Origin of the sequence: Bradyrhizobium sp. Bra78 (assembly GCF_024519855.1) — a bacterium.
GTDB lineage: Bacteria > Pseudomonadota > Alphaproteobacteria > Rhizobiales > Xanthobacteraceae > Bradyrhizobium > Bradyrhizobium japonicum_G.
The window spans coordinates 249,165-275,511 of record NZ_JALJRE010000004.1; the positions used below are offsets into that span (position 1 = coordinate 249,165).

Here is a 26,347-nt window from a genome sequence, read left to right on the forward strand (position 1 = left end):
CTACACCGGTATCCGCACGCTCGCTCGCAATCCCCCCATCGGGCTGTCGCCGAGCGTGATGTCGCCGCCGTGCGAGCGGGCGATGTCGCGGGCGATGGCAAGGCCGAGGCCGGTGCCGCCTTCGTCCTGGTTACGGGCGTTGTCCAGCCGCAGGAACGGCTTGAACACCTCTTCGCGCAAATGGGCGGGAATGCCCGGGCCGTCGTCGTCGACCGTGACGGTCAGATAACGGTGATCGCGCTGGCCGGTGATGGCGATGGCCTTGCCGTAGCGGGCGGCGTTGGTGACGAGGTTGGCAAGGCAGCGCTTGAACGAGGCCGGCTTCACCGTGACCACGGGCAATCCGTTGAACGCGACGGTCGCAGTGTGGCCGTGACGCTCCGCGTCGCTGCGAAGCTCCTCGAGCGCCTGCGCCATGTCGGTCGGCTGCGACTGCTCGCCGGAATCGCCGCGCGCGAAAGCGAGGTAATCCTCCAGCATCATCGACATCTCGTCGACGTCCTTGCGCATGCCTTCGAGTTCGGGGTTGTCGCCGATCAGCGCCAGCTCGAGCTTGAACCGGGTCAGGATGGTGCGCAGATCATGGCTGACGCCGGCGAGCATCGCGGTGCGCTGCTCCATCGTGCGCTCGATGCGCGATTTCATTTCGAGGAAGGCGACCGCCGCGCGCCGAACTTCGCGCGCGCCTCTGGGTCGGAAGTTCGGCGCCTCGCGGCCCTTGCCGAAACTTTCCGCGGCATCGGCAAGCCGCAGGATAGGCTTGATCTGATTGCGCAGGAACAGCACGGCGACGATCAGCAGGATCGACGACGTTCCGACCATCCAGAACAGGAAGATCTCCGAGTTCGAGGCATAGGCAGCGCTGCGTTGCGCGAACACGCGCATCACGGCGTCGTCGAGCTGGATGCGGATCTCGACGAGGTTGGATCGGCCGACCGTGTCGATCCAGAACGAGCGTCCGATCTGGCGGCCGAGCTGCACCGAGAGCGTCTGGTCGAGCAGCGAGAAGAACGGTTTTGGCCCGGGCGGCGGCATGTCGCCGGCGGGCAGGAAATCGACGACGAGGCCGAGGCGCTGCTGGGCGATGCGGCGGATCTGGTCGCGATCCTTGTCCTGCGGATAGCCCTTGTAGACGTCGATCAGTGCGGCGATGTCCTGCACCACCGCGGCCGACAGGCGGCGTGTCACCGTGTTCCAGTGCCGCTCCATGAACACGAAGGCGACTACCGATTGCAGGATCACCATCGGCACGATCATGATGAGGAGCGCGCGGGCATAGAGGCCTGTCGGCATCCAGCCCTTGAACGCGTTGCCCATCCAGCCATTGACGGCGGAGACGCGGCCGGCGGCGCTTTTGAGCAGCGTCAGGCCGGTATCGATCGTGCTCATCGGTCGCGCTTCACTGCTCTGACTCTATGGCGATGCCACCAGGCGGTAGCCGATCCCGCGCACCGCCTGGAGGAAAAGCGGATTGGCGGGGTCGGTCTCGATCTTGCGCCGCAGGCGGTTGATCTGAACGTCGACGGCGCGCTCGTTGACGCTGCCATTGCCGGTCAGCGCGCTGCGCGGCACGGTTTCGCCCGGCGTTTCCGACAGGATTCGCAGCATCTCGCGCTCGCGGTCGGTGAGGTGGATGACGTCTTCGCCCTGGCGCAGTTCGCCGCGATCGAGATGGTAGACGTAGGGACCGAACGCGATCTTCTCGACCGCCGCGGCCTGCGGTGGCGGAGCGGCGCGCTTGAGGATGTTGTTGATGCGCAGCGCAAGCTCGCGCGGCTCGAACGGCTTTGCGACGTAGTCGTCCGCGCCGATCTGCAAGCCCTCGATGCGGGCTTCCGCTTCATGGCGTGCCGTCAGCATCACGATCGGCACCGAGGAGGAGGTCCGGATGAAGCGGGCGAGGTCGAAGCCGGTCTCGCCGGGCATCATCACGTCGAGGATCAGGAGATCGAAATGCAGGCCTAAAAGCTTCGAGCGCGCGTCGCCGGCACTGGCCGCGGTGGTGACGCGATAACCTTCACTGGCGAGGAAGCGCGACAACAGATCGCGGATGCGGCGGTCGTCGTCGACCAGCAGCAGATGCGGCGCGTCGTCTGCCGGTTGCACCGGCGGACGGGTGAGCGTGGCAGCGAGCGGCACGGTCACTCCTTTGCGTCTTGATTGACGGAGGCGAAGATCGTCTCGAGCACCTTGTCCGGATCCTCGCGGTCGATCATAGCGCGCAGGAAGCGCTTGACGGTCTCGGCATCCTGCGGAGCCATCTCGGCGAGTGCCTTGGTGATCCGCGTGGTCTGAAGGCCGGCCAGCTTCTGCACCAGCGCTTCGCCCTTCGGCGTCGCGTAGAGCAGGCGCTGGCGGCGATCATTGTCGCCGGTCTTCTGCACGATATAGCCCTCGTCCAGGAGCTGCTTGAGCACACGGCCGAGCGACTGCTTGGTGATGCGCAGGACATCGAGCAGGTCGGCGACCTTGAGGCCGGGATAGCGATAGACGAAATGCATGACCCGGTGATGGGCCCGGCCGAAGCCGAACGCCTCCAGCTCCTGGTCGGGATCGCCGACGAAATCGCGATAGGCGAAAAACAGCAGCTCGATGATATCCCAGCGCAAATTGCCTCCATCGCCTGCGGCCGGCCGAGGCTCGGCAGCGTCTTGAGGGGGAGTCGCGAAATTTATGTCAGGCATATTGACGTATCTTGGGTTCAATGTTACAAAACGATCAGCCCGCACGAAATTTTAGATCGTTTCGCGTCGGGTGGCAGTTTCAAGAGCGGCCGGAGAGAGCCGGACAGGCGGCAACGGCCGGATCAGATCTACCGTGCGATTGTCGAGCGGCATTTCGGCAAAACATACTGGACTTCTGCCTTCCGCAAAAGCATGTCCTCGCCGACATGCTGGCCACGGAAACCGGCCGTAACAAGGCTGGCGGTGGTCCGGCCAGTAACCTAATCAAGCCAGCCGGGCCCGGAACGGGCAGGCAGGCGCCAGAACAGCGCCGCCAACGGCAGCGGGAGCCAAGGACATGAGCATGACATTCGACATCCAGCCCGCATCCAATCCGACGCCAGAGAAGGACCGCGTCGCCAAGCTGGTGGACCCCGGCTTCGGGCGGGTCTTCACCGATCACATGGCGATCGTCCGCTACAACCAGGCCAAGGGTGGCTGGTACGAGGCGCGGATCGAGGCGCGCGCCAACTTCCAGCTCGATCCGGCTGGTGCCGTCCTGCACTACGCTCAGGAAATTTTTGAAGGCCTCAAGGCCTACAAGCGCGACGACGGCGGCGTGAACCTGTTCCGCCCCGATGCCAATGCACGGCGCTTCAAGGACTCCGCCGACCGCATGGCGATGGCGCAAATCCCCGAGGACGTCTTCATCGAGGCGGTCGAGCAGGTCGTGCGCATCGACCGCGCCTGGATGCCTGGCGGTGAGGGCAGCCTTTACCTGCGCCCCTTCATGATCGCGAGCGAGACCTTCCTCGGCGTCAAGCCGTCGTCCGAATACATTTTTGCGGTGATCGCCTCGCCGGTCGGCTCCTATTTCAAGGGCGGCCCCGCGCCGGTGTCGATCTGGGTGTCGGAGAACTATACGCGCGCCGCGGTCGGGGGCACCGGCGCGGTCAAGTGCGGCGGCAATTATGCCGCCAGCCTGCGCGCCCAGGCCGAAGCGATCCAGCACGGCTGCGATCAGGTCGTCTTCCTCGACGCGATCGAGCGCCGCTATGTCGAGGAGCTCGGCGGCATGAACGTGTTCTTCGTGTTCGACGACGGCTCCCTCTCGACGCCGCCGCTCGGCACGATCCTGCCCGGCATCACCCGCGATTCCATCATCGCGCTGGCAAGAGATGCCGGCAAGACCGTGCGCGATGAGCCGTATTCGCTCGACCAGTGGCGCAAGGATGCGGCCAGCGGCAGGCTGAAGGAAGCGTTCGCCTGCGGCACCGCCGCCGTGATCTCGCCGATCGGCAAGGTGCGCTCGGTGAGCGGCGATTTCGACATCAGCGGCGGTGTTGCCGGCCCGGTCGCCATGGGCCTGCGCAAGCAGCTCGTCGACATCCAGTACGGCCGCACCAACGATCCGCACAACTGGATCCGCAAGGTGTTTTGATGCTTCTCCCTCTCCCCGCTTGCGGGGAGAGGGGCACCATGAACGCCCTGCCACGATCCCGCGACAAAGCCCGGAGATACTGGCGCATCCGGACTTCGCGAACATGGCACCCAAACTCTCCCAGCCCGTGAAATGGGCCGTTCTCGCCGCAGTCACCGGCGTCACCGTTTTCGGCATCCTGACCATCGGCCCCAAGCCCGAAGTCTCGGCGGAAGACCGCTCGCCCCAAGATCACTCTCCTATCGTCGACGTACGCACCACCGATCCGGAGATGAACACCGCGATCGCGCGCGCCCGCGGCACGCTGCCGACATTCTGGGCCTCCTATGGGGCGCCGAAACCGTCGGAGACGGGGCACGCCCTGAAAGTGCGCTTTTCGACCCGCAAAGGCGGTGAGCACATCTGGATCGCCGAGGTGAGGAAGTTGCCGGGCGGGGCCTATTCCGGTCTCTTCGCCAATGAACCGCGCGATCTGCCGGACAAGCGGGCCGGCGATAAGGTCGAGTTCACCGAGGCCGACATCTCGGACTGGATGTTCATGCGCAACGGCAAGATCGTCGGCGGAGAAACCATCAAGCCGACGCTGAAGTCACTGCCGAAAGCGGACGCGGACGCCCTCCGGGCGCGGATGGAGGAGCCGTAGGGGACAAGCCGGCAGTTGCCGCTTCGCGCGTCGGCTGGTAAACGCCGCGCATGGCCGAGAAACCCAAAAAACCCCAGAAATTGAAGGCGCGGCTGCCGCGCGGGCTCGAGGATCGCGACCCCGCTGCGATCCGGGCGACGCGCGAGATGGTCGAGAAGATCCGCGCCGTCTACGAGCTCTACGGGTTCGAGCCGGTGGAAACGCCGGCGATGGAATACACTGATGCGCTCGGCAAGTTCCTGCCCGATCAGGACCGTCCGAACGAAGGCGTGTTCTCGTTCCAGGACGACGACGAGCAGTGGATCTCGCTGCGCTATGATCTGACCGCGCCGCTCGCCCGCTATGTCGGAGAACGATACGGGACCGACGGTCTGGTCCTGCCCTATCGCAGCTACCGGGTCGGGTACGTGTTCCGCAACGAGAAACCCGGCCCCGGCCGCTTCCGCCAATTCATGCAGTTCGACGCCGATACGGTCGGCTCGGCGACGCCGGCGGCGGATGCCGAGATCTGCATGATGGCGGCGGACACGATGGAAGCGCTCGGGATTGCGCGCGGCTCCTATGTCGTCAAGGTGAACAATCGCAAGGTGCTAGACGGCGTGCTGGAAGCCATTGGGCTCGGCGGCGAAGAGAACGCCGCGCGCAGACTGACCGTGCTGCGCGCGATCGACAAGCTCGACAAGTTTCCTGCCGACGAAGTGCGCAAATTGCTCGGTCCCGGCAGATGGGATGGTGGCGAAGAAGGCAAGGGCGACTTCACCAAAGGCGCCAATCTGAGTGCGGCGGAGGCCGACGTCGTTCTCGCCATCACCAAGCCGCGCGACGACTGGAAAGAGGCCATTGCCGCGGCAGAAACCTACCTCGCCAAGAGCGAAGTCGGTCAGGCCGGCGTGAGCGAGCTGGAAGAGATTGCCAAGCTGGTCACGGCGTCGGGTTACGGTGCGGACCGCATCAAGATCGACCCGTCCGTGGTGCGCGGCCTCGAATATTACACCGGCCCCGTCTACGAGGTCGAACTCCTGCTCGAGACCAAGGACGAGAAGGGCCGCCCGGTGCGGTTCGGCTCGGTCGGCGGCGGCGGGCGCTATGACGGCCTCGTGTCGCGTTTCCGCGGGGAGCCGGTGCCGGCAACCGGCTTCTCGATCGGCGTCTCTCGCTTGCAAGCCGCGCTGACGTTGCTCGGCAAGCTCGACACGCGGCCCGAGTTCGGACCCGTCGTCGTGACCGTGTTCGACCGCGACCGCGTCGCCGACTACCAGAAGATGGTCGCTGCCTTGCGCAGCGCGGGCATCCGCGCCGAGCTCTATCTCGGCAATCCCAAGAACATGGGCAACCAGCTCAAATACGCCGACCGCCGCAGCAGCCCTTGCGTCATCATCCAGGGCTCGGATGAAAAGGCGCGCGGCGAGCTGCAGATCAAGGATCTGATCGAGGGCGCCAAGGCGGCCGCTGCGATCGCCTCCAACCAGGAATGGCGCGAGAGCCGCCCGGCGCAGTTCTCGTGCAGCGACGCCGACCTCGTCGCAAAAGTGCGCGAGGTCCTGGCGCGCCATGACGTAAAGTGGGGATAGCCATTCCGGCAAGCCGTCATGCCCGGGCTTGTCCCGGGCATCCGCGTCTTGTTTGATGGCGACCGTCAATGGCCGGAGTTCGGCCGCATGGGAGAGAACAATGCCTGAGATCACCGTCAGCATGGCCGTGGGCCGCACCGATGAACAGAAGGCCGGCATGATGCGCGACATCACCCAGGCGCTGGTGAAGAATCTCGGCGTCGATGCCGACGCCGTCGTCATCCAGATCAACGAAGCCCCGCTCGCCCACAAGATGAAGGGCGGCAAGACCTTCGTGGAGCGCGCGGCGGCGGCGAAGAAGTAGCTTCGGCTCGCGCGGCATTTTCCGCTGTCGTCCCGGATCGGCGCGCGCTTGGGGCGCGCTTGTCCGGAACGACACCGTTGAGGCAAGCATGGACGCACGCGACGTCATCAGGGTCGGCATGAGCGCCGAGCGCACGCTGGTGGTACCGGTGGAGCGCACGGTCGGGCATTTCGTACCCGGCATGCCGATGGTCTATGCGACGCCGATGATGATCCTGGAGATGGAGATGACGTCGGGCGATGCGATCCGCTCCGCGCTCCAGCCGGGCTGGGTCACCGTCGGCACCGAGGTCGACATCCGCCATCTTGCGGCAGCCTTGGTCGGTGCGACGGTGCGGACCACGGCAACGGTGATCGCGGTCGAGCGCCGCGTCATCCGCTTCGAGGTCGAGGCTTTCGAGGACACGCGCAAGCTCGGCGAAGGCCGTCACGCGCGCGGGCTCGTCAATGTCGAAATGTTCAACAAGCGGCTGGGGGCGACTTAGCGTCCGCTTGCTTCGACCTCATCCTGTGAGGAGACCGCGTAGCGGTCGTCTCGAAGGACGGCTGCGGGTGAGAGACGGGCCTGCATGGTTCGAGACGGCGCTGGCGCGCCTCCTCATCATGAGCGCCTATCTATTTCGCCAATTCCTTCGACCGTTTCGTCGCCGCCGCGATCGCGCGGATCATCAGGTCGCGCAGGCCGGGCTCGCCCATCAGCACGCCGAGGGCCGCGGCCGTGGTGCCGCCGGGCGAGGTGACGTTCTGGCGCAGCGTGCTCGAGGCAAGCTCCGACTGGTGCAGCAGCTCACCGGAGCCGGCGACGGTCTCGCGCGCGAGTTTTGTTGCCAGCGCCTCGGGCAGGCCGGCTTCGACGCCGGCGCGTGCGAGCTCTTCGGCGAGCAGGAACACATAGGCCGGGCCCGAGCCCGAAACGGCGGTCACCGCATCCATCAGGCTCTCGTCATCGACCCATTCGACCGAGCCGGTGGCGCGCAACAGCGCATCGGCCACTGCGCGCTGTCCGGTGCTGACGCTTTTTGCCGCGACCGCGACCGTGATGCCACGGCCGATCGCGGCCGGCGTGTTCGGCATCGCGCGCACCACGGCGCCGCCACAGACCTCTTCTAGCGATGCGATCGTGATTCCCGCCATGATCGACACGACGGAAGTGCCGTTCGAGACGAACGCTTTCAGCTTGGCGCCTGCATCGCGGAACATCTGCGGCTTCACCGCGACGACCATCGTCTCGACGGTACCTGCCGCCTGCGGGTCGGGATTGAGCGCGACGCCTTTTGTGGCCAGCGCAGTGATCTCCGGCGAGATGAACGGATCGACCACCGCGACGCGGCGCGGATCGAGCCCGCCCGCCAGCCAGCCGGTCAGCATCGCGCCGCCCATCTTGCCGGCGCCAGCGAGAAGGATGGTGCCGGTAATGCTTTGAAGAGTGCTGTTCGCCATCGCTGTTGCCACACCTGGTGTCGTCCTGGCCTAGTGCGCAATTGCGCACGGGGAGCCAGGATCCATTACCCCGAGGGTTCTAGTGGATGAAGGGCAGAGCAACAAGCATCGCGCGATGCGGAGAAATCACGCGGTATCGGTCCCGGATCTGCGCTTCGCTTGTCCAGGACGACGTTGGAGAGAGAGGCGAGACTTACGCCTCGCCGACCGTGTCGAACATCGCCGCGTCCATCGCTTCGGTCGTGGATTTGCCCGCCCAGACCACGAACTGGAACGCCGGAAAATAGCGCTCGCAGGCGTGGATGGCGCCGGCGAGCATGGCTTCGCATTGCGCAGTGGAGGCGATGAGCCCGCCCGGCAGCACCAGGGCCTGCCGGTGCATGATCATGCCGGTGTTGGTCCACAGGTCGAAGTGGCCGACCCACAATTGCTCGTTGACCGCGGCGACGAGCCGCTGGACCTCGGCCCGCCGCGCGACCGGAATCTTCATGTCGAACGCGCAGGCCAGATGCAGCGCCTCGATTTCACCCATCCAGGTGAAGGAGATCTGGTAGTCGGTCCATTGTCCCTTGGAGACAATGGTGAGTTCGTCTTCGCCGGAGCGTTCAAACGGCCAGTTGTTGCTGGCAGCGATATCCTCGACCACCGCAAGCGGATGGTTTTTGGAATCGATAGTGCCTTCGAGCAGGGACATGCCGTCTCGACCTCTTGCCTTTTTGTTGTCTTTGATACGCACGCGGTTGGTCCGGCGCGCGCTCCCTCAATGTCGTTAAGGCGATCCCTCGGAGTCGCTGTTGCGATCTCCTCGGATCAGCGCGGGCTTGTCGCGGATCAACTGATGTGATTTGCGGAATCTGCGCAACCGGCTGCCGAGTCCGTCCACAAGTCAGGACTCGTTCGTCCACAGCTCATCTCCGCCACAATTATTAACGAAAAGAACAAACCGGAGTCGGATTCCGGGGGCGCGCCCAATCGTTAATTCCGCCCCGCGGGGGCCGCGCCCGCCATAGCGGCATGGGACCATGCGGTTTTCCCATGCGGAACGCGCTTGCTGCAGCCCCGAACCGGCGTCATATTTCCAGCCAGGCCGTTCATTCCGGACGGCCGATGTTCTCAGGGCGGGGTGAAAGTCCCCACCGGCGGTAAGGGCCGAAAGGCCCAAGCCCGCGAGCGCCTTCCTCGAGGTTTCCACCGAAGGGAAGGGTCAGCAGATTCGGTGCAACTCCGAAGCCGACGGTTAAAGTCCGGATGAAAGAGAACGGTCGGTGGCGGACGCATCGCAGGATGCGGCTGTTTGTCGTTCCGTGTGCCCTGATTCTGGTCCTTAACTGAGGAAAGCCATGAATCAGATGTTGCAAGACCCCCAAACCGAAACGTCCCAGACAACCCAGCCGCCGGTTCCCGTGGGCCCGCCGGCAGTCGAGCACCCGCGCTTCGCAAAACCGCAGCGGGTGGCCTTCGTGCAGGCCTGCTGGCACCGCGACGTCGTCGAAGAGGCCCGCATCGCCTTCGTCAAGGAGGCCGAGGCGCGGCACCTCACCCATGTCGACGTGTTCGAGGTGCCGGGCTCGTTCGAGATCCCGCTGCACGCGCAGGTGCTCGCCAAGACGCGGCGCTACACCGCGATCGTCGCGGCCGGCCTCGTCGTCGATGGCGGCATCTATCGCCACGAGTTCGTGGCCGACACCGTGATCAAGGCGCTGATGGACGTGCAGCTGCGCACCGAGGTGCCCGTGTTCTCGGCCGTACTGACGCCGCAGCAATTCCACGAGACCGAGGTGCACTACGATTTCTTCCGCAGGCACTTTGCGATCAAGGGCGTCGAGGTCGCGGCAGCCTGTGCGGAGACGTTGCTCGGGCTCGAGCGTCTGCGCGGCCAGGTCGCGGCGGGGATCGTGTAACGCAGCGCGACGACCATCACCCCTCATCCCGAGGAGCGCATAGCGCGCCTCGAAGGATGAGGGGCCATTCTACGACCGCGGCCATCTTGCATCACCCCAATGACACGCCCGCCTTGGCCCGGCTGATCCCGAGCGTCAGGATGCGCTGCAGGAGATCCGGATATTTGAGCCCGGCATGTTGAGCCGCCGTGGCGAACTCCTGGCTCTTGGCGATCTCGGGGTTGGGATTGGCCTCGATGAAATACGGCGTGCCGTCGGCGGCGAGACGAAAATCGATGCGCGCGTAGCCGTCGAGGCCAAGCGCCCGATAGATCCGCTTCGCCGCGCGCTGGATGCGCGCGGTGACTTCGGGAGCGAGGTCTTTCGCCGGCCCGTCGACGATGCCGACCTTCTCCTGATAGTCGGTGTCGTGCTTGGCTTTTTCGGTGGCGATGTGGCGTGACCTGCGCCCGCCCATGCTGCCGAATTTCAATTCCCAGACCGGCAGAACGCGCAGCCGGTTGTTGCCGAGCACGCCGACATAGAGTTCTCGCCCCTCGATGAACTGCTCGGCGATGGCGGCGGATTCGACCCGCTCGTGGATGAAGGCAACCCGCTCCGCGAGCTTCTCGTCGGTGTCGACGATCGAGGCCTGCGAGATGCCGAACGAGCCATCCATGTTCAGGCTCTTGACGATCAGCGGCAGCGCAAGCCGCGTCGGGCGCTTCACCTTGCGGCGCATCGGGAAGACGGCGAAGGCCGGCGCCGCAATCCGGCGGTGATGCACCAGCGTCTTGGACAAATCCTTGCCGCGCGCCAGGATCAGGCCGCGCGGATTGCACCCGGTATAAGGGACCTTCATCAGCTCGAGATAGCTGGCGATGTGCTGGTCGAAGGCGACGTTGTTGTGGAATTCCTCCAGCAGCGTGAAGACCACGTGCGGCTTGAACTCCTCGATCGCCTCGCGCACCGGCTTGATCTCCTCCTGCGCGCCGAGCGGGCGGACGTCGTGGCCGGCCGCGCGCAGGGTGCTCACCACGTCGTATTCCGTTTTCCACGTGTTGATCTCCTGCGGGGTGTACCCGTCGGAGGAGTCCGGGGGCAGGAAATCCGGATGCATCAGGACCAGAATACGGAGTCGCCTCATAGCGCGATCCATTTGCGCCGAGACGGGCCAAACAGCGCGTGCATCGTCTTGGCGGTCACGAGGACGGTGAAATCGAGAACGAGCTTCTGTTCGGGGCCGACGGCGCGCAGATCGAGCTCGCGGCAGCGGGAGATCATGTCGTCGAGAACGGCATCGAGCGTGAGCTGGTTCTCGCCGGTCCATCGCGAGACCAATTGCCTGATCTGGGCGCGGTGGCCCCTGATCAGGGCCGAAGCCGGCTTTGAGCGGTGATGGCGCGGATCGGCCGAAAACAGCCGGGAGAGGTCGCGGTCGTAGGTCTTCGGCGGCGTGAAGGCGTAGAACGCCTGCTTCTTCTTGTAGTGGTCTTCGAGCGTCTGGCCGAGCCGACCCAGCGGGTCGACGCGCTCTCGCGTGGTGATCAGCGGCCGCTTTCCCGCAATCTCGCTCATCAGCTCGTCGACATATTCGAGCTTCTTCAGCGCCGGCCAGCCGGCATATCGCGTTCGCCAGTTCGAACGCGGCCGCAGCCACACCGCAAAGGTCTCGGCGAAATCTTCGTCCGGATGGCTCTGCGCGTACCACAGCCGGAGATGCTGGACGTAGCGCCTGCTGGCAGGATTGGGCCGATAATAGCGCGGGTAATGTTTCGACGACGGGCCGAACAGCTGCTGCCAGCGCCGGCGTCGCTGCAGCTGATAGCCGTGCTGCATGGCATGGCCGGCCTCGTGACGGAGGATGGCCATGCACTCGCGCCAGGTTCCGCCCTCGACGTCGAACATCATCTTCTTCTCGAGCTTCATCAGACGGGGATGGGCGAGATAGAAGGGGATGGCGATGCCCGGCACATCGCCCGGACTGAACCACTCGCTCGAGATCCATGTGTGCGGCCGCAGCCGAATGCCCCGCTCTTCGAGTTCCTCATGGAGCGTGCTGACGCAGTCCTCGAGCCAGGTGCCTTCGACCGTCACTCTCAGGCTGGAGAGGCGCTGCTTGAGCAACTCGTCATCCGACAGCTTCTCCCAGGCAAATTTCCGGCTTGGCATCAGGAATCCAGAGGGCAGAGATGACTCGGTATACGGATGATGTCATGGGCGGCGGGCGGCAACAACCGGGGGCCGTGAGGCGTGCTGCGGCGCGTCAGAGCGAGAGGCGGTAGGGTCGGCAAAGCGCAAGCGTGCCCACCACCTTCATCGCAAAAGAAAAAGGTGGGCACGGCGCTTTGCGCATTTGCCCACCCTATGAGACCTTCCGGGATCGGAAGAACTAGTCGAATAAGCTCGACACCGACTCTTCCGCCGCGGTGCGCGCGATCGCGTCCGAGATCAGGCTGGCGATCGGCAGCGTGCGGATGTTCGGCGCCTTGGTCACCGCATCCGTCGGCAGGATCGAGTCGGTGATCACAAGCTCCTTCAGCTTCGAGCCGGCGATGCGGGCGGCCGCGCCGCCGGAGAGCACGCCGTGGGTGATGTAGGCATAGACGTCCTTGGCGCCCTTGGCGATCAGCGCGTCGGCCGCGTTCACCAGCGTGCCGCCGGAGTCGACGATGTCGTCGATCAGGATGCAGGTGTAGCCGGCGACGTCGCCGATGACGTTCATGACCTCTGATTCGCCCGCCCTTTCGCGGCGCTTGTCGACGATCGCGAGCGGGGTGTTGATGCGCTTGGCGAGGCCGCGTGCGCGCGCCACGCCGCCGACGTCGGGCGAGATCACCATCGTCTTGGAGAGGTCGAACTTGTCCTTGATGTCGCGCACCATCAGCGGCGCCGCGTAGAGATTGTCGGTCGGGATGTCGAAGAAGCCCTGGATCTGGCCGGCATGCAGGTCGAGCGTCATGACTCGGTCGACGCCGGCCTGCGTGATCAGGTTGGCGACGAGCTTGGCCGAGATCGGCGTGCGCGAGCCCGATTTGCGATCCTGCCGGGCATAGCCGAAATAGGGCAGCACCGCGGTGATGCGGCGCGCCGAGGAGCGGCGCAGCGCGTCGGTGATGATCAGCAATTCCATCAGATGGTCGTTGGCGGGAAACGAGGTCGACTGGATGATGAAGGCATCCGAGCCGCGGACGTTCTCCTGGATCTCGACGAAGATTTCCATGTCGGCGAAGCGCCGGACCACTGCCTTGGTCAGCGGCAGGTCGAGTCCTTGCGCGATGGCCTGCGCGAGAGCCGGATTGGAGTTGCCGGCGACGAGCTTGATGGAGCCGTTCTTGGCCGACATGGACGCTTCCTCCCGCGCTTTGCTGGACACGATGTTCAACATCTCGGATACCCACGGAGCACGGTTACGACGGGCGAGGAAATATCAGGCCGAGGGCAGCAATGGCAACCCGGCATGCTACGTTTTCCCTTCGAAAATCCTGAGTCGGGCCAACGGTTTGGCCGCAACTTCCTGAATACTTGGGGCCGTGGTTTAGCGGGGGTTATCGGTCGGCATAGCCGAGCGCCGAGGCCGGCATCCCGGCCGCCGGAGCCTCCGGGATGGCGCTCGCCACCGCTGGTCCCCGCAAGCCCGGCGCAGCGCCCGGTGCATCCGGGGTGCCGTTGATCATGTTGGAAAGTCCGCTGAATCCGGCCTGGGCGATCTTCCGCAGAACCAGATCGTCGGCGGCGCCCCAGGGATCGCGGCCACCCCTGGCCGAGGTCGGTTCCTCGCCGGAAAGCCGCAGCGCCCGCTGCTGGTTGGCGTCGTAAACGTCCCAGACCCAGGCGATCACGGTCCTGCCGCGCACGATCTGGGCCGAGAGATAGCTGCGCACGCGGTAGGCAGCCGTCCCCTCGCGGGAGACGACGGACAGGCTGCGCAGCTTGGATTCGCTGTCGAGCACGCCAACCATGCGGTCGAATACCTGCGGCGGTGGCCCGTCGATCGATTCGAAGGCGACCGTCGCCCCGGAGCCTGAGCTTGGCGCCATCGCATAGGAGTTTGCGGCACCACCGCCACCGGCGCAGCCGCCAAGCGCGGTCGCAGCCGCCAGCAGCATGACCGCCAGCACGCGCGAGCCCGCACGGCGCAAGATGAATGACGCGTCCCTCATTATGGAGGGCAGCGATATCGTTAAAACGCATTAACGTCTAGGGCGGGGGCGCCACAGGCCACGTCATTCCGGGTTCGATGCGGGCCGCATCGCCCCGCAATGACACGAGGTTGCCCGTGTGTTCACCCCTCCAGCGCGATCGCGTGAACGTGCCGGCCGTAGTCCGGCTCCTTGCGATGCACCGAGCGGCGATAGCTGAAGAAGCGCTCGTCGGCGTAGGTGTCCAGACCAAGATCGTCGATCATCAGGATGCCGGCGGCCTCCAGCCTCGTACGGATGAAGCCGGCGAGGTCGAACATCGCGTGTCCCTCGCGCACCGACGGCATGAAGAATATCGCGTTGTCCGCGTCCGCCTCGATGAAGCGCACCACGAACTCGTTGCCGACCTCGTAGCTGTCCTGCCGGATCAGCGGGCCGATCGCGGCGATGATGCCGCCGCGCGTGGCGCCGAGCTTTTCCATGGCCGAGATCGTCGCCTCCAGCACGCCTGTCAGCGCGCCCTTCCAGCCGGCATGGGCACCGCCGATCACGCGCGCGTCGGGGTCGACGAACAGCACCGGCCCGCAATCGGCGGTGGAGACGCCAAGCGCGATGCCGGGCGTTCTGGTGACCAGCGCGTCGCCCTTCGGCCGCGGCCCGCCCGGCCAGGGCGTTTCGGCAACGAGCACGTCGGGCGAATGGATCTGGTGCAGGCTGAGAAAGCGTTCCGGGGCAACGCCGACATGCTCAGCCATGCGGCGGCGGTTCTCCGCGACGAGGGCCTGGTCGTCATTGGAGCCGAGCCCGCCGTTCAGCGCCGAATAGATGCCGCCGGAGACGCCGCCTTCACGGGTGAAGAAGGCATGGCGCAGGCCTGGCACCGCCGAGAGCAGCGACGAAGTGAGTGTCATCCGTTCCCTCCGGCCTGTTCGAGATCGCTGAGGCCGGCAAGGCCTGTTAGCCGCGGCTCGGAGATGCCGAGCACCTTGAACATCGAGCCCATGCCGCTGCGCCCGGTGTCCGTCAGGCGCTTCAGCGCCACCGAAATGTCGGTGGCGATTTCAGGCGTTGCCTTCTGCATCAAGGCGGCCGCGCGGGTGTCGATGCCGACGCGCTTGAGGAAATCGCCCTGCGTCACCGGCCCGTGCACGCGGGCGCCGACATCCTCGGCGGCACGCGCCAGCGCCTGGAAGTCGACATGGGCGGTGACGTCGGCCTGGCCCGGCGCCTTCAAGGGATCGGTGAAGCTGTGGCGCGCGATCGCCTGGAACGTGTCGCCGGCGTCGCTGCGCAGATGGCCGTAATCGATGATCAGCGCCGCGCCGTCCTGGTCGCGCACGCGCGTGGCGAGCTTCATGACCTCCGCATCGGGCCGCCATTCGAACACGGCGCCGATGGGCGCCGCGCGCACCAGAGGCGGCAGCAGCACGTCGAAGCGCGGCGTGGGCTCGGAGGCCGCGCCGAATTGAAGCTTGCCGTTGGGATCGATCTCGATCACGCGCTCGTGCCAGCCGTTCTCGCGCTTCACCATCTGGTGGATCGGCAGCACGTCGAAATATTCGTTGGCGAGGATGATGCTCGGCCCCTCCGGCACATCGTCGATGCTGTCGTGCCAGGCGATGTTGCGTACGCCCGACAGCGTCGCGTTCTGCCGCTCGCGCAGCACCGGATTGACCTCGACCATGTGGATGTGAAGCGCCTGGTACAGCGGCGGCAGCACGCGGAGCGCGCGCAGCGCATCCGCCATCATGGTGCCGCGGCCTGGGCCGAGCTCGATCAGCCGCAGGAATTGCGGCGAGCCCATCTGCTTCCACACCGAAGCGGTCCACAGGCCCAGGAGTTCGCCGAACATCTGGCTGACCTCGGGCGCGGTGGTGAAGTCGCCTTCACGGCCCAAAGGATCGCGCGAGACGTAATAGCCGTAGCGCGGGTGCATCAGGCACAGTTCCATGTACCGCCAGACCGGCATGGGGCCCGATGATTTGATCAGCGCCCTGATCTCGTTGAGTAGCGGCTGCTCGGTCACGGTCCATCTTCTCGAAAGGAATTAACGAATGGCCCCTGCGGGCTTGGGCGCATCGCGCCTCACTGCCAGTACAATAAGTATGCCGCCGATGATAAGCATCGGGATCGACAACAGCATGCCCATGGTTAATCCGCCCCAGAGGAAGCCGAGCTGGACGTCGGGCTCGCGAAAATGCTCGCCGGCGATGCGGGTCAGACCATAGATCAGGATGAAGGCGCCGAGGATCATGCCCGGCCGCTTCAGGGCGCCGAACCGGATCATCACCGCGAGCACGGTGAACAGCAGGATGCCCTCCATGCCGGCCTCGTAGAGCTGGCTCGGATGGCGCGGCAGCTGGGTGGGATCGTTGGGGAAGATCATCGCCCAGGGCAACTGCGGGTCGGCGGCGCGGCCCCACAATTCGCCGTTGATGAAATTGGCGATGCGCCCGAGCAATAGCCCGACCGGCGCGACTGCGGTGGTGATGTCGCCGAGCGACAGGATCGGGATGCGGTTGCGATAGGCAAACCACATCACCGCGACGACGCAGCCGAGGAAGCCGCCATGGAACGACATGCCGCCTTCCCACAATTTGAAGATCGCGGCGGGATGGTCGATGAAGAAGGGCAGATTGTAGAACAGCACGTAGCCGGTGCGGCCGCCGAGGATGATGCCGAGCGTGACCCACAGGATGAAGTCGTCGATCTGCAGCAGCGACATCGGCGCCGGCCCGCCCCACAGGCGCTCCTTCTTCAGGAGCGAGCGCGCATAGAGCCACCCGAACACGATGCCGCAGATATAGGCCAGCGCATACCAGCGGATCGCGAACGGTCCGATCTCGATCGCGATCGGTTTGAAGGCGGGAAAGTCGATGAGCAGAAAGGGCATCGGGCCTTGCTCTTAGAGTTTGATGGGCAAGCTGCGGCCCCGACGGAATTGCGCTCCCTCCCCCGCTTGCGGGGGAGGGCTGGGGAGAGGATGCCTCCACTGAAAGACTCCCCCAGAGGAGAGAGCCCTCACCCGGCGCGTTGCGCCGACCTCTCCCGCAAGCGGGAGAGGTGCACCGAGTTCGCGGATAGACTGATCCATGCTGCTCACACGAGATTGCGGCGATAGAGCGCCAGCAGACGCTCCCAATGCCGCTCGGCGGCGTCACGGTCATAGACCGGCCGCCTGGGAAAGGCGAAGCCATGATGGGTGCCGGGATAGATCTCGACCTCTGCTTTTGCGCCGCTCATGCCCTGCTTGACCTTCTCGATGATCTCGGCGGGCGCGTAGATGTCCGTCTCGGCGCAGGCGAAATAGAGCTCGGCCTTGGTCTTGTTTCCTGCGAGATGCGGGCTGTCATCCTGGTCGGTCGCAAGCTGCGTGCCGTAGACCGAGGCGGCGGCCTTGACGCGGTCGGGGAAATGCGTGGCGGCGTTCACGGCATAGCGGCCGCTCATGCAATAGCCGACGGTGCCGATCAGCTTGACGTTCGCCGCCGTCTGACCCTCGGCATAGGCGAGCAGCGCCCTGGTGTCGTCCATGATCATCGGAATCGTGAGCGAAGCCATCAGTGCGAACATCCGCTTGCGCTCCGGCGCGTTCGGATCGGCCGGCAGCGCGCCGAGCTCCATAACGCCGGAGCGGTAATAGAGGTTCGGCAGCATCACGTAATAGCCCGATGTCGCCAGCCGGCGCGCCATGTCGCGCAGCTCTTCGCGGATCGCCGGCGCGTCCATGTAGAACAGGATGACCGGAAACGGCCCGCCACGTTCGGGATGGGTGATGAAGGTTGCGGTGTGGCCGTCCTTGGTGGGGATCGCGATCTGCTGCTCGATCATCTCGTGCGCCTTCTGATTCTTCTTATGCAGGGACGTTGAATACGATTGCAAGGAAACCGGAGCATGACAAGGATACCGCCGCTCGGCCCTTGATCCGCCCTGTCCGGATTGCCATTGTCTTCCGAGCTGTTCGCGCAAAGTTTATCGGAGGCCGCCAATGACCCAGACCAACAACCGGTTTTTCGACGAGATCGGCCGCCTGATGAACGACGCCGCCGGTGCGGCCCAGGGCGTCAAGCGCGAGGTCGACACGGTATTGCGCACCCAGGCCGAGAAATTCCTGCGCGACATGGACCTGGTCAAGCGCGAGGAGTTCGAGGCGGTCAAGGACATGGCCCGTCTGGCGCGTGAGGAGAACGAGGCCCTGAAGGCGCGCATTGCGGCGCTGGAGGCGAAGCTCGGGGGATCTCCGGCAACCTGAACTGCGTGACGATCCGCCTTCTCACGATCCTGCTTGGCGCAATGGCGGGTACCGCCGTCAACCTGCGCTGAGGAGTTTGCGGGTTTCGGCTGCTTCTCTCGCGACCAGTCGGGTTTCGACCATATTCACGAGCAAATTCTTCAGCGGCAGCCTCATGAAGACGGGCGGGGCGGTGCGGCCGGATTGCCAGCGCGAAACAGTGGAAACGGCGCAGGGGAGTACTTCTGCGATGTCACGCAGCGTCAATCCGACTCGTAGCGCACAGGCAATCAACTTGCTCCAGTGAGCCTGTTCATCCACGCGACGCATCAGATCCAGCACCTGATGATCGATCGAATCGAGTTCCTCGTCGATTGACAGGGGTCGAAACCCGGCGTTCGACTCCGCATTCTTTACAGCGGGGGCCATTTGTGGTGCCTAACTTCGCGTTTTGCAATCAAGTCATCCCGAAGCAACTCAACGCACAATATGCAATAATGTTGCATATTGCAATAGGTCGGCACCCTACCTCATTACCGCAATTTCACTTCGAGGTAGAAGCTTGATAGCATGACTCTTTCTGCGGGTATGCAGTCATGGAAACGTTTTTGATTGCCGCGTCAAAGCGCGATGAGCTTGACGACCTGATAGGATTTTACCAGTCCGGCGAGACGGACACGCTTCCCGTTCCGTCATACGTCAGTCTCCGAGACGCCTTGGCTAATCAGTCGCTTATTACCGTAAGGGCCGCCGACGGCACCCTCGTTGCCGCGGCGGGCTATTTCGAATACGCGAGGTCGATCGATGCCTGGATCATCTATGAATTAGCGGGCACCAGGGTCAGAAACGCCATCGGCCGCCTGGCACCAGTCCCCCTTCAGCAGATATTACTCTCGCTGCGCATTATCCAGGTCGCCGGTACCGAAGAAGGGCCTCTCACCTTGATCTCAAGTGCGAAAAGCCTCGCCAGCATTGGCAATCTGGGATCTGCCGGCCTTGAGCTGATCAATCCGCTGCCCAATTGGTTCGAATACGATACTTGTAGCTGGATAGGCATGGCCGACCGGCCCGCATGGAAGCATTTCGCTGCGACCGCAATGACCGTCGGCAAAGCGCTTTCGATCCTGACACTCGTTGGCTTTGGTGGCGGGACCCACATCTGCGATGCGTCGCAGAAGCTGCCGGATGATACGATCGCCAGCCGTCGCATCAGGCTCGTATACGACCTGAAGGGATTGGTCCGTCAGTTCCCCTGGATGGTGACTGCCCACCGCCGTGGTTTATGGCAAGATCCCTTCGTTCCCCTTCCGGCCCATCTCTGAGGGCACCCCTTAAAAAATCCCCGCATTTCCTTGTCATTTCCGCATCTTCCGGGTAAAAGCCCGCCAAGTTCGCGGCCCCCGCACCCCTGGAGGCTTGCTGCGAGCTGCACCATGGGCCGCGTTGCGGCCCATTAACTTTTGCAAAAACAAGGACTTAACGTTATGGCGACGACCGTCAAGGAATTGAAGGCGACCGCACGTCCGAAGAGCGGCAAGGGGGCCGCCCGGGCTGAGCGTCGCGCCGGGAGAGTGCCCGGAGTGATCTATGGCAACAACCAGCCCCCGCTGACGATCTCGATTGAAGATCGTGAACTGCGCCAGCGCATCCTCGCCGGCCGGTTCCTGACCACGCTGGTCGACATCGACCTCGAGGGCAAGAAGCACCGCGTGATTCCGCGCGACTACCACCTTGATCCGGTCAAGGACTTCCCGATCCATGTCGACTTCATGCGGCTCGGCGAAGGCGCCACCATCCGCATCAGCGTTCCCTTGCATGTCGTGAAGGCTGAAGGTTCGCCCGGCGTGAAGCGCGGCGGCGCTGTCAACATTGTGGCGCACGTGATCGAGCTCGAGTGCGGCGTCGAGAGCATCCCGCAGTACATCGAGGCCGATGTCGGCTCGCTCGAAATCGGTCACTCCTTGCATCTGGCCGACATCAAGCTGCCGGCCGGCGTGAAGGCGCTGACGCGTGAGGACGCGACCCTCGTCACCATCGTGCCGCCGTCCGGTTACGCCGAAGAGCAGAAGGCCGCGGCTGCGGCTGCTGCTCCGGGCGCTGTTGCGGCTGCTCCGGCGGCTGGTGCGGCGGCCCCGGCTGCGGGTGCTGCTGCGCCTGCTGCGGCTGCCAAGGCTCCCGCCGGCGGCGACAAGAAGAAGTAATCTTCCAAAGCTGGCGCGCGGTCTCTGATCGCGCGCCGAGCGAGGGGCGCGCCGCGTCATGCGACTCTTTGTTGGGCTCGGCAATCCCGGCGCGAAATACGCACGTAACCGGCACAATATCGGCTTCATGGCCGTCGACGAGATCGCGCGGCATCATGGTTTCGCACCATGGCGCCGCAGGTTTCAGGGCGAGACCTCGGAGGGAACGCTCGGCACCGAGCGCGTGATCCTGCTCAAGCCGACGACCTACATGAACGATTCCGGCCGCGCAGTGCAGGAGGCGGCAAGCTTCTTCAAGATCGCACCGGCCGACGTCACAGTGTTCCATGACGAGCTCGAACTGCCGCCGGGCAAGGTGCGGGTGAAGATCGGCGGCGGCATCGCCGGCCACAACGGCCTGCGTTCGATCTCGGCGCATATCGGCAACGACTATCGGCGGGTGCGGCTCGGCATCGGTCATCCCGGCGTCAAGGAGCTGGTGCACGGCCACGTTCTGTCGGACTTCGCCAAGGCCGACAACGAATGGGTGGTGACGCTCTGCGAGGCGGTGGCCGAGCACGCGGCATTGGTTGCCAAGGGCACGGACGCGACCTTCGCCAACAGGGTTCATCTCGCCATGCAGGCGAAGGGGTTTTTGACCAAGGACGACAACGGCAAGGAATAACGCTCGTGGGATTTAAATGCGGGATCGTCGGGTTGCCCAATGTCGGCAAGTCGACCTTGTTCAATGCGCTGACCGAGACGGCCGCGGCGCAAGCCGCCAACTATCCGTTCTGCACCATCGAGCCGAATGTCGGCGAGGTCGCCGTGCCGGATCCGCGGCTCGACAAGCTTGCGGCGATCGCCAAGTCCGGACAGATCATCCCGACCCGGCTGACCTTCGTCGACATCGCCGGCCTCGTGCGCGGCGCTTCCAAGGGCGAAGGCCTCGGCAACCAGTTCCTCGCCAACATCCGCGAGGTCGACGCCATTGCGCATGTCGTGCGCTGCTTCGAGGATTCCGACATCACCCATGTCGAGGGCAAGATCGCCCCGCTCGCCGACATCGAGACCATCGAGACCGAGTTGATGCTCGCCGACCTCGACAGCCTCGAGAAGCGCGTCGACAACCTCTCCAAGAAGGCCAAGGGCAACGACAAGGACGCCAAGGAGCAGCTCGACCTCGTCAACCGCACGCTGGTGCTGCTGCGCGAGGGCAAGCCGGCGCGGCTCGTCGAGCGCAAGGCGGAGGAGGAGCGTGCCTTCGGGATGCTCGGCCTGCTGTCGTCCAAGCCCGTGCTCTACGTCTGCAACGTCGAGGAAAGCTCGGCCGCCACGGGCAATTCGTTCTCCAGGGCGGTGCAGGACCAGGCCGCCAAGGAAGGCGCCATCGCCGTCGTCATCTCGGCAAAGATCGAATCCGAGATCGCCACCATTTCGCGTGAAGAACGCGCCGACTTCCTGGAGACGCTGGGCCTCGAGGAGGCCGGCCTCGATCGCCTGATCCGCGCCGGCTACACGCTGCTCGACCTCATCACCTATTTCACGGTGGGCCCGAAGGAAGCGCGCGCCTGGACCATCCATCGCGGCACCAAGGCGCCGGGGGCGGCCGGCGTGATCCACACCGACTTCGAGAAGGGGTTCATCCGTGCCGAGACCATCGCGTATGAGGACTACGTCGCACTGAACGGTGAAGCCGGTGCCCGCGACGCCGGCAAGCTGCGCCTCGAAGGCAAGGAATACGTCGTCGCCGACGGCGACGTGATGCATTTCAGGTTCAATACGTAAGACGCTGGCCGCAGTGCCGTAGGGTGGGCGAAGCGTGCCCACCACGTCACCCTTATCTCGCGAAAGATGGTGGGCACGGCGCTTTGCGCCTTTGCCACCCTACAGCGCCGCCACCCGCCTCACCGCAATCCGCCGCCCTGGTCCCGGATCGCGCCGAGATGCTCGTTGATGCGGAAGATGATCAGGATCAGCTCTGCGACGATGCGCGAGAACACGATTCCGACGACGACGCTCGCGATCGACGACAGCAGCATCAGGAAGCCGCCGAACGGGCTGATCGCCATCATCGCGAGGCCGGAGAAGATGCCGGAGAGGCCGAACAGGCAGATCAGCGCGATCACCAGCCAGTAGAAGGTCTTGATGATTGTCGGCGTGATGAAGCGGTCCCACTGAAACAGGTCGCTGAATGAAAACATCGCTCTCCCCAAGCCAAATCGAGGCTCCAAACCGGGCCTTGCAGGAAAATCCTGGCCCTCGGTTGATCCGACTCAAGACCAACGCCGGCGCGCCGAATGTAGCACGAGCCATGCGGGCCGGCGGGTTGAGATTGCCGCAAAGTGCGGCCACAATCTGTCATTCCCTCAAACCTCTCCCACGATGACCCTGACCTTCGAAGATTTTCCGCCCGGCCGTTACGGAACATTCGGCCCGCGCCATGTCACTCGCGACGAGATCCTGGCGTTCGCTGCCGAGTTCGATCCGCAGCCGATGCACCTGGACGAGGACGCCGCCGGCAAAAGCATGTTGCGCGGCCTGTCCGGCTCGGGCTGGCACCTCTGCTCGCTGATGATGCGGATGATGGCTGACGGCTTCATTACCCGCGCCGCCTCGCTGGGATCTCCCGGCGTCGATGAAGTGCGGTGGTTGTCGCCGCTCAGGCCTGGTGACGACCTCATGCTCGACGTCGATGTGCTGGAGGCGCGCGGATCGAAGAGCCGCCCGGAGCTCGGCATCGTCAAGTTCAACTGCACCGCGCGCAACGCGGCGGGGCAGGCGCTGTGCGAGATGACCTCGCCGATCCTGATCAAGCGGCGCGAGGGGGCGGTCTGATGCCGTTCTTCGAGGAGATCGAGATCGGGCACCGCCGCGAGATCGGCGCCTATACGTTCACGGCGGAGTCGATCAAGAGTTTCGCCGCAAAGTTCGATCCGCAGCGTTTTCACCTCGACGAGGAGGAGGGCAGGAACTCGCTGTTCGGCGGGCTCGCGGCCTCGGGCTGGCATGTCGGCTCGGCCTGCATGAGCCTGCTTGTCGCCGACGGCCAGCGTCTGGCGCGGGAGGCCGCTTCGCGCGGCGAGGAGGTCGCGGTGTGGGGCCCGTCGCCGGGCTTTCGCGACCTGCGCTGGATCAGACCGGTGCTTGCCGGCGACACCGTCGCTTACGTCAACGTCGTGATCGACAAGCGCAGCTCCGCCTCGCGCCCCGGCTGGGGCATTTTGAGCGCCCGCACCACCGGCACCAACCAGCGCGGCGAGGAGGTCTATTCGATCACCGCCAGCGCCTTCGTGCCGAAGCGCCCGAAGGACGATTAGATCTGTTCCAGGATGAACGGTCCAAATGAGTGCGTGAGTGTTGCCCGCGCGCTATGGACGCGATTCCGGACGGCTGCCATAAGCCTGCGCAACATGGTTACCCGCGAAGCAATTGGGGGAACCATCGAGTTGCTAACCAATTATGAACCTGTCGCTGTCTAATTGAAACCAATTGGGCAGAGTACAGGGGAACGAGGACCATGGCAGACCGCGGCGCACTCAAGCTGGTCGGATTCATCTTTGCTACCGCGACGCTGGCCGTGATGCTGGTCGCCGGCATGGTGGTGAAGGGCTATGCCGATGGCGGCTACACCCTGGAAGCCTCGACCGTGGAAGCCGCCCGGTAAGATCTCGTTAATTCTTCGGGGCCGGGATCGGGCTCCGCTTCAGCGGCTATAGACGAACGCCAGGATCGCGATCGCAACCGCCAACAATCCGACAAAACGCAGCATGATCGTGCCGAACTGGTTCGGCGCGGGCTGCAGCGGTATGGGGTCGGTATTGTCGGGCCGAATGCTTTCCATGAAATGTTCCCCTGAGGCCAATCGCAACAGGGACCGGCGCTGGGCATTGGTCGCCGTGGCGGCGCGGAAAGTTCAAGGCCGTCCGGGCGCGAGACCCCTCCAGAATCAAAACCGCCGCGCTCCTTGCGGAACGCGGCGGCTGGTGATGCCTTCCAGTGATTAGCTGTTGCGCAGGCCGTCCGCGGCTCGCTTCCACTGCGCGACGTTGTCGGCGATCATGCGGGTCGACTTCATTGCGGCCTGGCTGAGCTGGGCATAGCCGGAGATCTCGCGCTGGACGCGCTGGCCTTCGGCATGGAGCAGGTCGCGCAGGCTCTCGAGCTCGGAGATCAAGTTCTCGATCTCGGCGAGCGAGGTGCCGGCGACGCGCTGGATCAGCGAATTGACGTTGGTGACGGTGGCTTCCGCGCTCGGATCGAGCGGCGGCGCGTCCGTGGCGGTCGTGGCCGGGCGGCGCAGATAGGCGATGTCGTTGCGGACGAAATCGCGGATGCCGGCTTCGACTTCGGTCACGGCGGCAAGGTTGGTGTCGACCGTCTCGGTCTCGGTGGTTTCGGTCTTTTCCGGACGCATGGCGTTCATCGTTTTTCCCCTGTTCGCGTTGAGCGCAGCGCGAGTGTCCCCCGCACGACGACGTCAGTCAGGGACTAGGGCGTCGGATTTTGGCCGCAACTTGGCCGAGGTGCGGCAAGGGCGGTCCATTCGGGGGCTTTGCCGTGGCGTATGGTTACGAGAGTCTGAATGCCTGGCGCAGGGAAGAACCGATCCCCTCATGGTGAGGAGCGCGAAGCGCGTCTCGAACCATGCAGGCCCGGCTGCCGGAGCGGGGCCTCGATCCTTCGAGACGCGCGCGAGAGGCGCTCCTCATCAGGATGAGGGGAGAGAGTGGTGCGCGGGCTACCAGCTCTTCTTGAAACCCGCGGTCAGGCTCTTGTTGATCGCCCCTTGCGAGGTCTCGCCGACCGAGCCGGACACCGTGACGTTGTCGAACAGCTTCTGCTCGGCGCCGACCTTGCGCAGCCATTTGTCGTCGGTGGTCGACAGCGTCTGGCCGGCGGTGATGCTTGTGCCGGTGTCGGTGAGGGTGACCTTGGCGGACTGCTCGGTCTCGTAATTGCGCGTGACGTGCCCGCCGACGCCGGGCACCGCGGTGGTGCCCTGCTGGTTGACGCTGTAGCCGTTCTGGAGCGTCAGCGAGGTGTCGTCCGACAGCGGCACCGATTTGATCAGGGACGCCCCGAGCTTGCTTTGCTCGGCGCCGGGATCGACACGGGCCTCCACCGCGGTCTTGTCCCAGATCGCGCCCGCGCCCGGCGCTGTCGCGGCTGCCCAGGCGCTGCCGGAGGATTGCGGCAGGTTGCCGCCGTTGGTGGCCTTCTGCGCCAGCAGCTCGGACATCGTCCGCGGTTCGCTCGCCACCGTCATGTCGGCGCCGATGCGGGCGTCCCAGAACGAGGAGACCGACTGCTTCACCGTCACCGCCGAGGAGCCGTTGGCATTGGCGTTGGACGACCAGTTCAGCCCGTCATTGGCGGCGGCCTGCGCGCGTTTCTTGGCGGCGATGATGTCGTTGAGCGTGCCGGCGTCGATCGCGAGCTGGCTCCAGTCGAGCTTGTCGACGTCGATGCCCTTCATCACGTCGGGATCGCTGACGTCGGGGGCTTCCGCCGCTTCGGTGTCCTCGTCAGGCGCGGTCGCGGCGGGGGAGAAGGGCGGAATGATCTGCGCCGACACCGTCAGCACCGATCCCAAAATGAACATGGCCGCCAGCACCGGCAGCCTGGTCCAGCCAAAACCTGTCGAGAATTCCATCGTCCTGCCCGCGAACCCCGGCGCATGCCTTCCGATATTATATATCGGCCTTCGGTGATGACCATGCGCCATTCCGCACGAAACATGTTGATCCATCGGTGCGAAATTGTGGCGGCTCGCGCCGCGGACGCGAACCAACGGGCCGCGCGAAGGGCGCGCGCCCGATGACGAGCTTCTCCACGACGGCATCCGGCGGG

General features: G+C 64.7%; 32 protein-coding genes and 1 riboswitch. Of the genes, 14 read left to right on the top strand and 18 right to left on the bottom strand.

Annotation, left to right across the window (positions count from 1 at the left end):
- From OC450_RS11800 to OC450_RS11810, 3 genes are read right to left on the bottom strand one after another with little or no spacing between them, the layout of a single operon-like run.
- A complete protein-coding gene (locus tag OC450_RS11800) occupies positions 1 to 1,389 on the bottom strand; it encodes an ATP-binding protein (RefSeq protein ID WP_211381471.1) in 1,389 nt (462 codons plus the stop codon).
- A 24-nt stretch (positions 1,390 to 1,413) separates the two neighbouring features.
- The gene (locus OC450_RS11805) at positions 1,414 to 2,145 is read right to left on the bottom strand and encodes a response regulator (protein ID WP_211381472.1); all 732 of its coding nucleotides are present in this window, start codon (positions 2,143 to 2,145) and stop codon (positions 1,414 to 1,416) included.
- On the bottom strand, positions 2,142 to 2,684 hold the full coding sequence (locus OC450_RS11810; protein ID WP_211381473.1) for a MarR family winged helix-turn-helix transcriptional regulator: 543 nt from the start codon (positions 2,682 to 2,684) through the stop codon (positions 2,142 to 2,144). The genes OC450_RS11805 and OC450_RS11810 overlap by 4 nt, the downstream gene beginning before the upstream one ends.
- A gap of 337 nt (positions 2,685 to 3,021) precedes the next feature.
- On the opposite strand from OC450_RS11810, the gene OC450_RS11815 reads away from it, so the two are divergent.
- The 5 genes from OC450_RS11815 (at position 3,022) to OC450_RS11835 (ending at position 7,106) form a co-directional block, all read left to right on the top strand.
- Positions 3,022 to 4,104, top strand: a complete 1,083-nt coding sequence (locus OC450_RS11815; protein ID WP_262047924.1) for a branched-chain amino acid aminotransferase — start codon at positions 3,022 to 3,024, stop codon at positions 4,102 to 4,104.
- 103 nt (positions 4,105 to 4,207) lie between these two features.
- On the top strand, positions 4,208 to 4,747 hold the full coding sequence (locus OC450_RS11820; RefSeq protein ID WP_262047925.1) for a YegJ family protein: 540 nt from the start codon (positions 4,208 to 4,210) through the stop codon (positions 4,745 to 4,747).
- A gap of 50 nt (positions 4,748 to 4,797) precedes the next feature.
- Positions 4,798 to 6,318 (top strand): histidine--tRNA ligase, encoded by a 1,521-nt coding sequence (gene hisS / locus OC450_RS11825; RefSeq protein ID WP_262047926.1) that lies wholly within the window; start codon positions 4,798 to 4,800, stop codon positions 6,316 to 6,318.
- Positions 6,319 to 6,418: 100 nt separating this feature from the next.
- Positions 6,419 to 6,622, top strand: coding sequence for a tautomerase family protein (locus tag OC450_RS11830; RefSeq protein ID WP_007596840.1), 204 nt, complete (start codon positions 6,419 to 6,421; stop codon positions 6,620 to 6,622).
- Between the two features lie 88 nt (positions 6,623 to 6,710).
- Complete coding sequence (locus OC450_RS11835; RefSeq protein ID WP_262047927.1) at positions 6,711 to 7,106, top strand: thioesterase family protein; 396 nt, start codon at positions 6,711 to 6,713, stop codon at positions 7,104 to 7,106.
- Positions 7,107 to 7,236: 130 nt separating this feature from the next.
- Here the strand turns inward: OC450_RS11835 and proC are convergent, their stop codons facing one another.
- Entirely contained in the window at positions 7,237 to 8,061 is an 825-nt protein-coding gene (gene proC / locus OC450_RS11840) for a pyrroline-5-carboxylate reductase (protein ID WP_211381478.1), read from the bottom strand.
- Positions 8,062 to 8,254: 193 nt separating this feature from the next.
- Positions 8,255 to 8,755, bottom strand: a complete 501-nt coding sequence (locus OC450_RS11845; protein ID WP_211381479.1) for a YbjN domain-containing protein — start codon at positions 8,753 to 8,755, stop codon at positions 8,255 to 8,257.
- 411 nt (positions 8,756 to 9,166) lie between these two features.
- A riboswitch (FMN riboswitch) is annotated at positions 9,167 to 9,325 on the top strand.
- Between the two features lie 76 nt (positions 9,326 to 9,401).
- Between OC450_RS11845 and OC450_RS11850 the strand changes: the two genes are divergently transcribed.
- Positions 9,402 to 9,962, top strand: a complete 561-nt coding sequence (locus OC450_RS11850; RefSeq protein WP_262047928.1) for a 6,7-dimethyl-8-ribityllumazine synthase — start codon at positions 9,402 to 9,404, stop codon at positions 9,960 to 9,962.
- 91 nt (positions 9,963 to 10,053) lie between these two features.
- Here the strand turns inward: OC450_RS11850 and OC450_RS11855 are convergent, their stop codons facing one another.
- From OC450_RS11855 to OC450_RS11890, 8 genes are all read right to left on the bottom strand, one after another.
- Entirely contained in the window at positions 10,054 to 11,088 is a 1,035-nt protein-coding gene (locus tag OC450_RS11855; protein ID WP_211381481.1) for an ATP-grasp domain-containing protein, read from the bottom strand.
- Positions 11,085 to 12,113, bottom strand: coding sequence for a putative zinc-binding metallopeptidase (locus OC450_RS11860; RefSeq protein ID WP_211381482.1), 1,029 nt, complete (start codon positions 12,111 to 12,113; stop codon positions 11,085 to 11,087). Before OC450_RS11860 ends, OC450_RS11855 begins: the two co-directional genes overlap by 4 nt.
- Positions 12,114 to 12,333: 220 nt before the next feature.
- Positions 12,334 to 13,287, bottom strand: a complete 954-nt coding sequence (locus OC450_RS11865) for a ribose-phosphate pyrophosphokinase (protein ID WP_211381483.1) — start codon at positions 13,285 to 13,287, stop codon at positions 12,334 to 12,336.
- Between the two features lie 202 nt (positions 13,288 to 13,489).
- A complete protein-coding gene (locus OC450_RS11870; RefSeq protein WP_211381484.1) occupies positions 13,490 to 14,104 on the bottom strand; it encodes a hypothetical protein in 615 nt (204 codons plus the stop codon).
- Positions 14,105 to 14,226: 122 nt separating this feature from the next.
- Positions 14,227 to 14,994: a peptidoglycan editing factor PgeF gene (pgeF, locus tag OC450_RS11875; protein WP_211381485.1), complete on the bottom strand. Its 768-nt coding sequence runs from the start codon at positions 14,992 to 14,994 to the stop codon at positions 14,227 to 14,229.
- Positions 14,991 to 16,109, bottom strand: a complete 1,119-nt coding sequence (locus tag OC450_RS11880) for a class I SAM-dependent methyltransferase (protein WP_211381486.1) — start codon at positions 16,107 to 16,109, stop codon at positions 14,991 to 14,993. The genes pgeF and OC450_RS11880 overlap by 4 nt, the downstream gene beginning before the upstream one ends.
- Before the next feature lie 21 nt (positions 16,110 to 16,130).
- Positions 16,131 to 16,976 carry a prolipoprotein diacylglyceryl transferase gene (gene lgt, locus OC450_RS11885; protein ID WP_211381487.1) on the bottom strand — a complete coding sequence of 282 codons (846 nt, stop codon included), beginning with the start codon at positions 16,974 to 16,976 and terminating at the stop codon, positions 16,131 to 16,133.
- Between the two features lie 206 nt (positions 16,977 to 17,182).
- Positions 17,183 to 17,914, bottom strand: coding sequence for a dienelactone hydrolase family protein (locus OC450_RS11890; RefSeq protein ID WP_211381488.1), 732 nt, complete (start codon positions 17,912 to 17,914; stop codon positions 17,183 to 17,185).
- Between the two features lie 157 nt (positions 17,915 to 18,071).
- On the opposite strand from OC450_RS11890, the gene OC450_RS11895 reads away from it, so the two are divergent.
- The gene (locus tag OC450_RS11895; protein ID WP_211381489.1) at positions 18,072 to 18,335 is read left to right on the top strand and encodes an accessory factor UbiK family protein; all 264 of its coding nucleotides are present in this window, start codon (positions 18,072 to 18,074) and stop codon (positions 18,333 to 18,335) included.
- A gap of 57 nt (positions 18,336 to 18,392) precedes the next feature.
- Here the strand turns inward: OC450_RS11895 and OC450_RS11900 are convergent, their stop codons facing one another.
- The gene (locus OC450_RS11900) at positions 18,393 to 18,743 is read right to left on the bottom strand and encodes a hypothetical protein (RefSeq protein WP_211381490.1); all 351 of its coding nucleotides are present in this window, start codon (positions 18,741 to 18,743) and stop codon (positions 18,393 to 18,395) included.
- A gap of 167 nt (positions 18,744 to 18,910) precedes the next feature.
- Between OC450_RS11900 and OC450_RS11905 the strand changes: the two genes are divergently transcribed.
- The 4 genes from OC450_RS11905 to ychF all read left to right on the top strand — a co-directional run bounded on the left by OC450_RS11905 (position 18,911) and on the right by ychF (position 22,282).
- Positions 18,911 to 19,636 carry a hypothetical protein gene (locus OC450_RS11905; RefSeq protein ID WP_262047929.1) on the top strand — a complete coding sequence of 242 codons (726 nt, stop codon included), beginning with the start codon at positions 18,911 to 18,913 and terminating at the stop codon, positions 19,634 to 19,636.
- Positions 19,637 to 19,798: 162 nt separating this feature from the next.
- Positions 19,799 to 20,515 (top strand): 50S ribosomal protein L25/general stress protein Ctc, encoded by a 717-nt coding sequence (locus OC450_RS11910; protein WP_211381492.1) that lies wholly within the window; start codon positions 19,799 to 19,801, stop codon positions 20,513 to 20,515.
- Between the two features lie 58 nt (positions 20,516 to 20,573).
- Positions 20,574 to 21,179 (top strand): aminoacyl-tRNA hydrolase, encoded by a 606-nt coding sequence (gene pth / locus OC450_RS11915; RefSeq protein ID WP_211381493.1) that lies wholly within the window; start codon positions 20,574 to 20,576, stop codon positions 21,177 to 21,179.
- Between the two features lie 5 nt (positions 21,180 to 21,184).
- Positions 21,185 to 22,282: a redox-regulated ATPase YchF gene (gene ychF, locus OC450_RS11920; protein ID WP_262047930.1), complete on the top strand. Its 1,098-nt coding sequence runs from the start codon at positions 21,185 to 21,187 to the stop codon at positions 22,280 to 22,282.
- 119 nt (positions 22,283 to 22,401) lie between these two features.
- Here the strand turns inward: ychF and OC450_RS11925 are convergent, their stop codons facing one another.
- Positions 22,402 to 22,698 carry a DUF4282 domain-containing protein gene (locus OC450_RS11925; RefSeq protein WP_211381495.1) on the bottom strand — a complete coding sequence of 99 codons (297 nt, stop codon included), beginning with the start codon at positions 22,696 to 22,698 and terminating at the stop codon, positions 22,402 to 22,404.
- A gap of 181 nt (positions 22,699 to 22,879) precedes the next feature.
- Here OC450_RS11925 and OC450_RS11930 point away from each other — a divergent pair, with 181 nt between their 5' ends.
- The 3 genes from OC450_RS11930 (at position 22,880) to OC450_RS11940 (ending at position 24,161) form a co-directional block, all read left to right on the top strand.
- Positions 22,880 to 23,332 carry a MaoC family dehydratase gene (locus OC450_RS11930; protein ID WP_262047931.1) on the top strand — a complete coding sequence of 151 codons (453 nt, stop codon included), beginning with the start codon at positions 22,880 to 22,882 and terminating at the stop codon, positions 23,330 to 23,332.
- Positions 23,332 to 23,814, top strand: a complete 483-nt coding sequence (locus OC450_RS11935; protein WP_211381497.1) for a MaoC family dehydratase — start codon at positions 23,332 to 23,334, stop codon at positions 23,812 to 23,814. The genes OC450_RS11930 and OC450_RS11935 overlap by 1 nt, the downstream gene beginning before the upstream one ends.
- Before the next feature lie 200 nt (positions 23,815 to 24,014).
- Positions 24,015 to 24,161, top strand: a complete 147-nt coding sequence (locus OC450_RS11940) for a hypothetical protein (protein WP_211381498.1) — start codon at positions 24,015 to 24,017, stop codon at positions 24,159 to 24,161.
- A gap of 39 nt (positions 24,162 to 24,200) precedes the next feature.
- Here the strand turns inward: OC450_RS11940 and OC450_RS11945 are convergent, their stop codons facing one another.
- The 3 genes from OC450_RS11945 to OC450_RS11955 all read right to left on the bottom strand — a co-directional run bounded on the left by OC450_RS11945 (position 24,201) and on the right by OC450_RS11955 (position 26,150).
- Positions 24,201 to 24,338 (bottom strand): hypothetical protein, encoded by a 138-nt coding sequence (locus tag OC450_RS11945; protein WP_262047932.1) that lies wholly within the window; start codon positions 24,336 to 24,338, stop codon positions 24,201 to 24,203.
- Positions 24,339 to 24,497: 159 nt separating this feature from the next.
- Positions 24,498 to 24,920 carry a hypothetical protein gene (locus OC450_RS11950; protein ID WP_211381500.1) on the bottom strand — a complete coding sequence of 141 codons (423 nt, stop codon included), beginning with the start codon at positions 24,918 to 24,920 and terminating at the stop codon, positions 24,498 to 24,500.
- A 315-nt stretch (positions 24,921 to 25,235) separates the two neighbouring features.
- Complete coding sequence (locus OC450_RS11955; RefSeq protein WP_211381501.1) at positions 25,236 to 26,150, bottom strand: hypothetical protein; 915 nt, start codon at positions 26,148 to 26,150, stop codon at positions 25,236 to 25,238.
- Positions 26,151 to 26,347 lie beyond the last annotated feature (197 nt).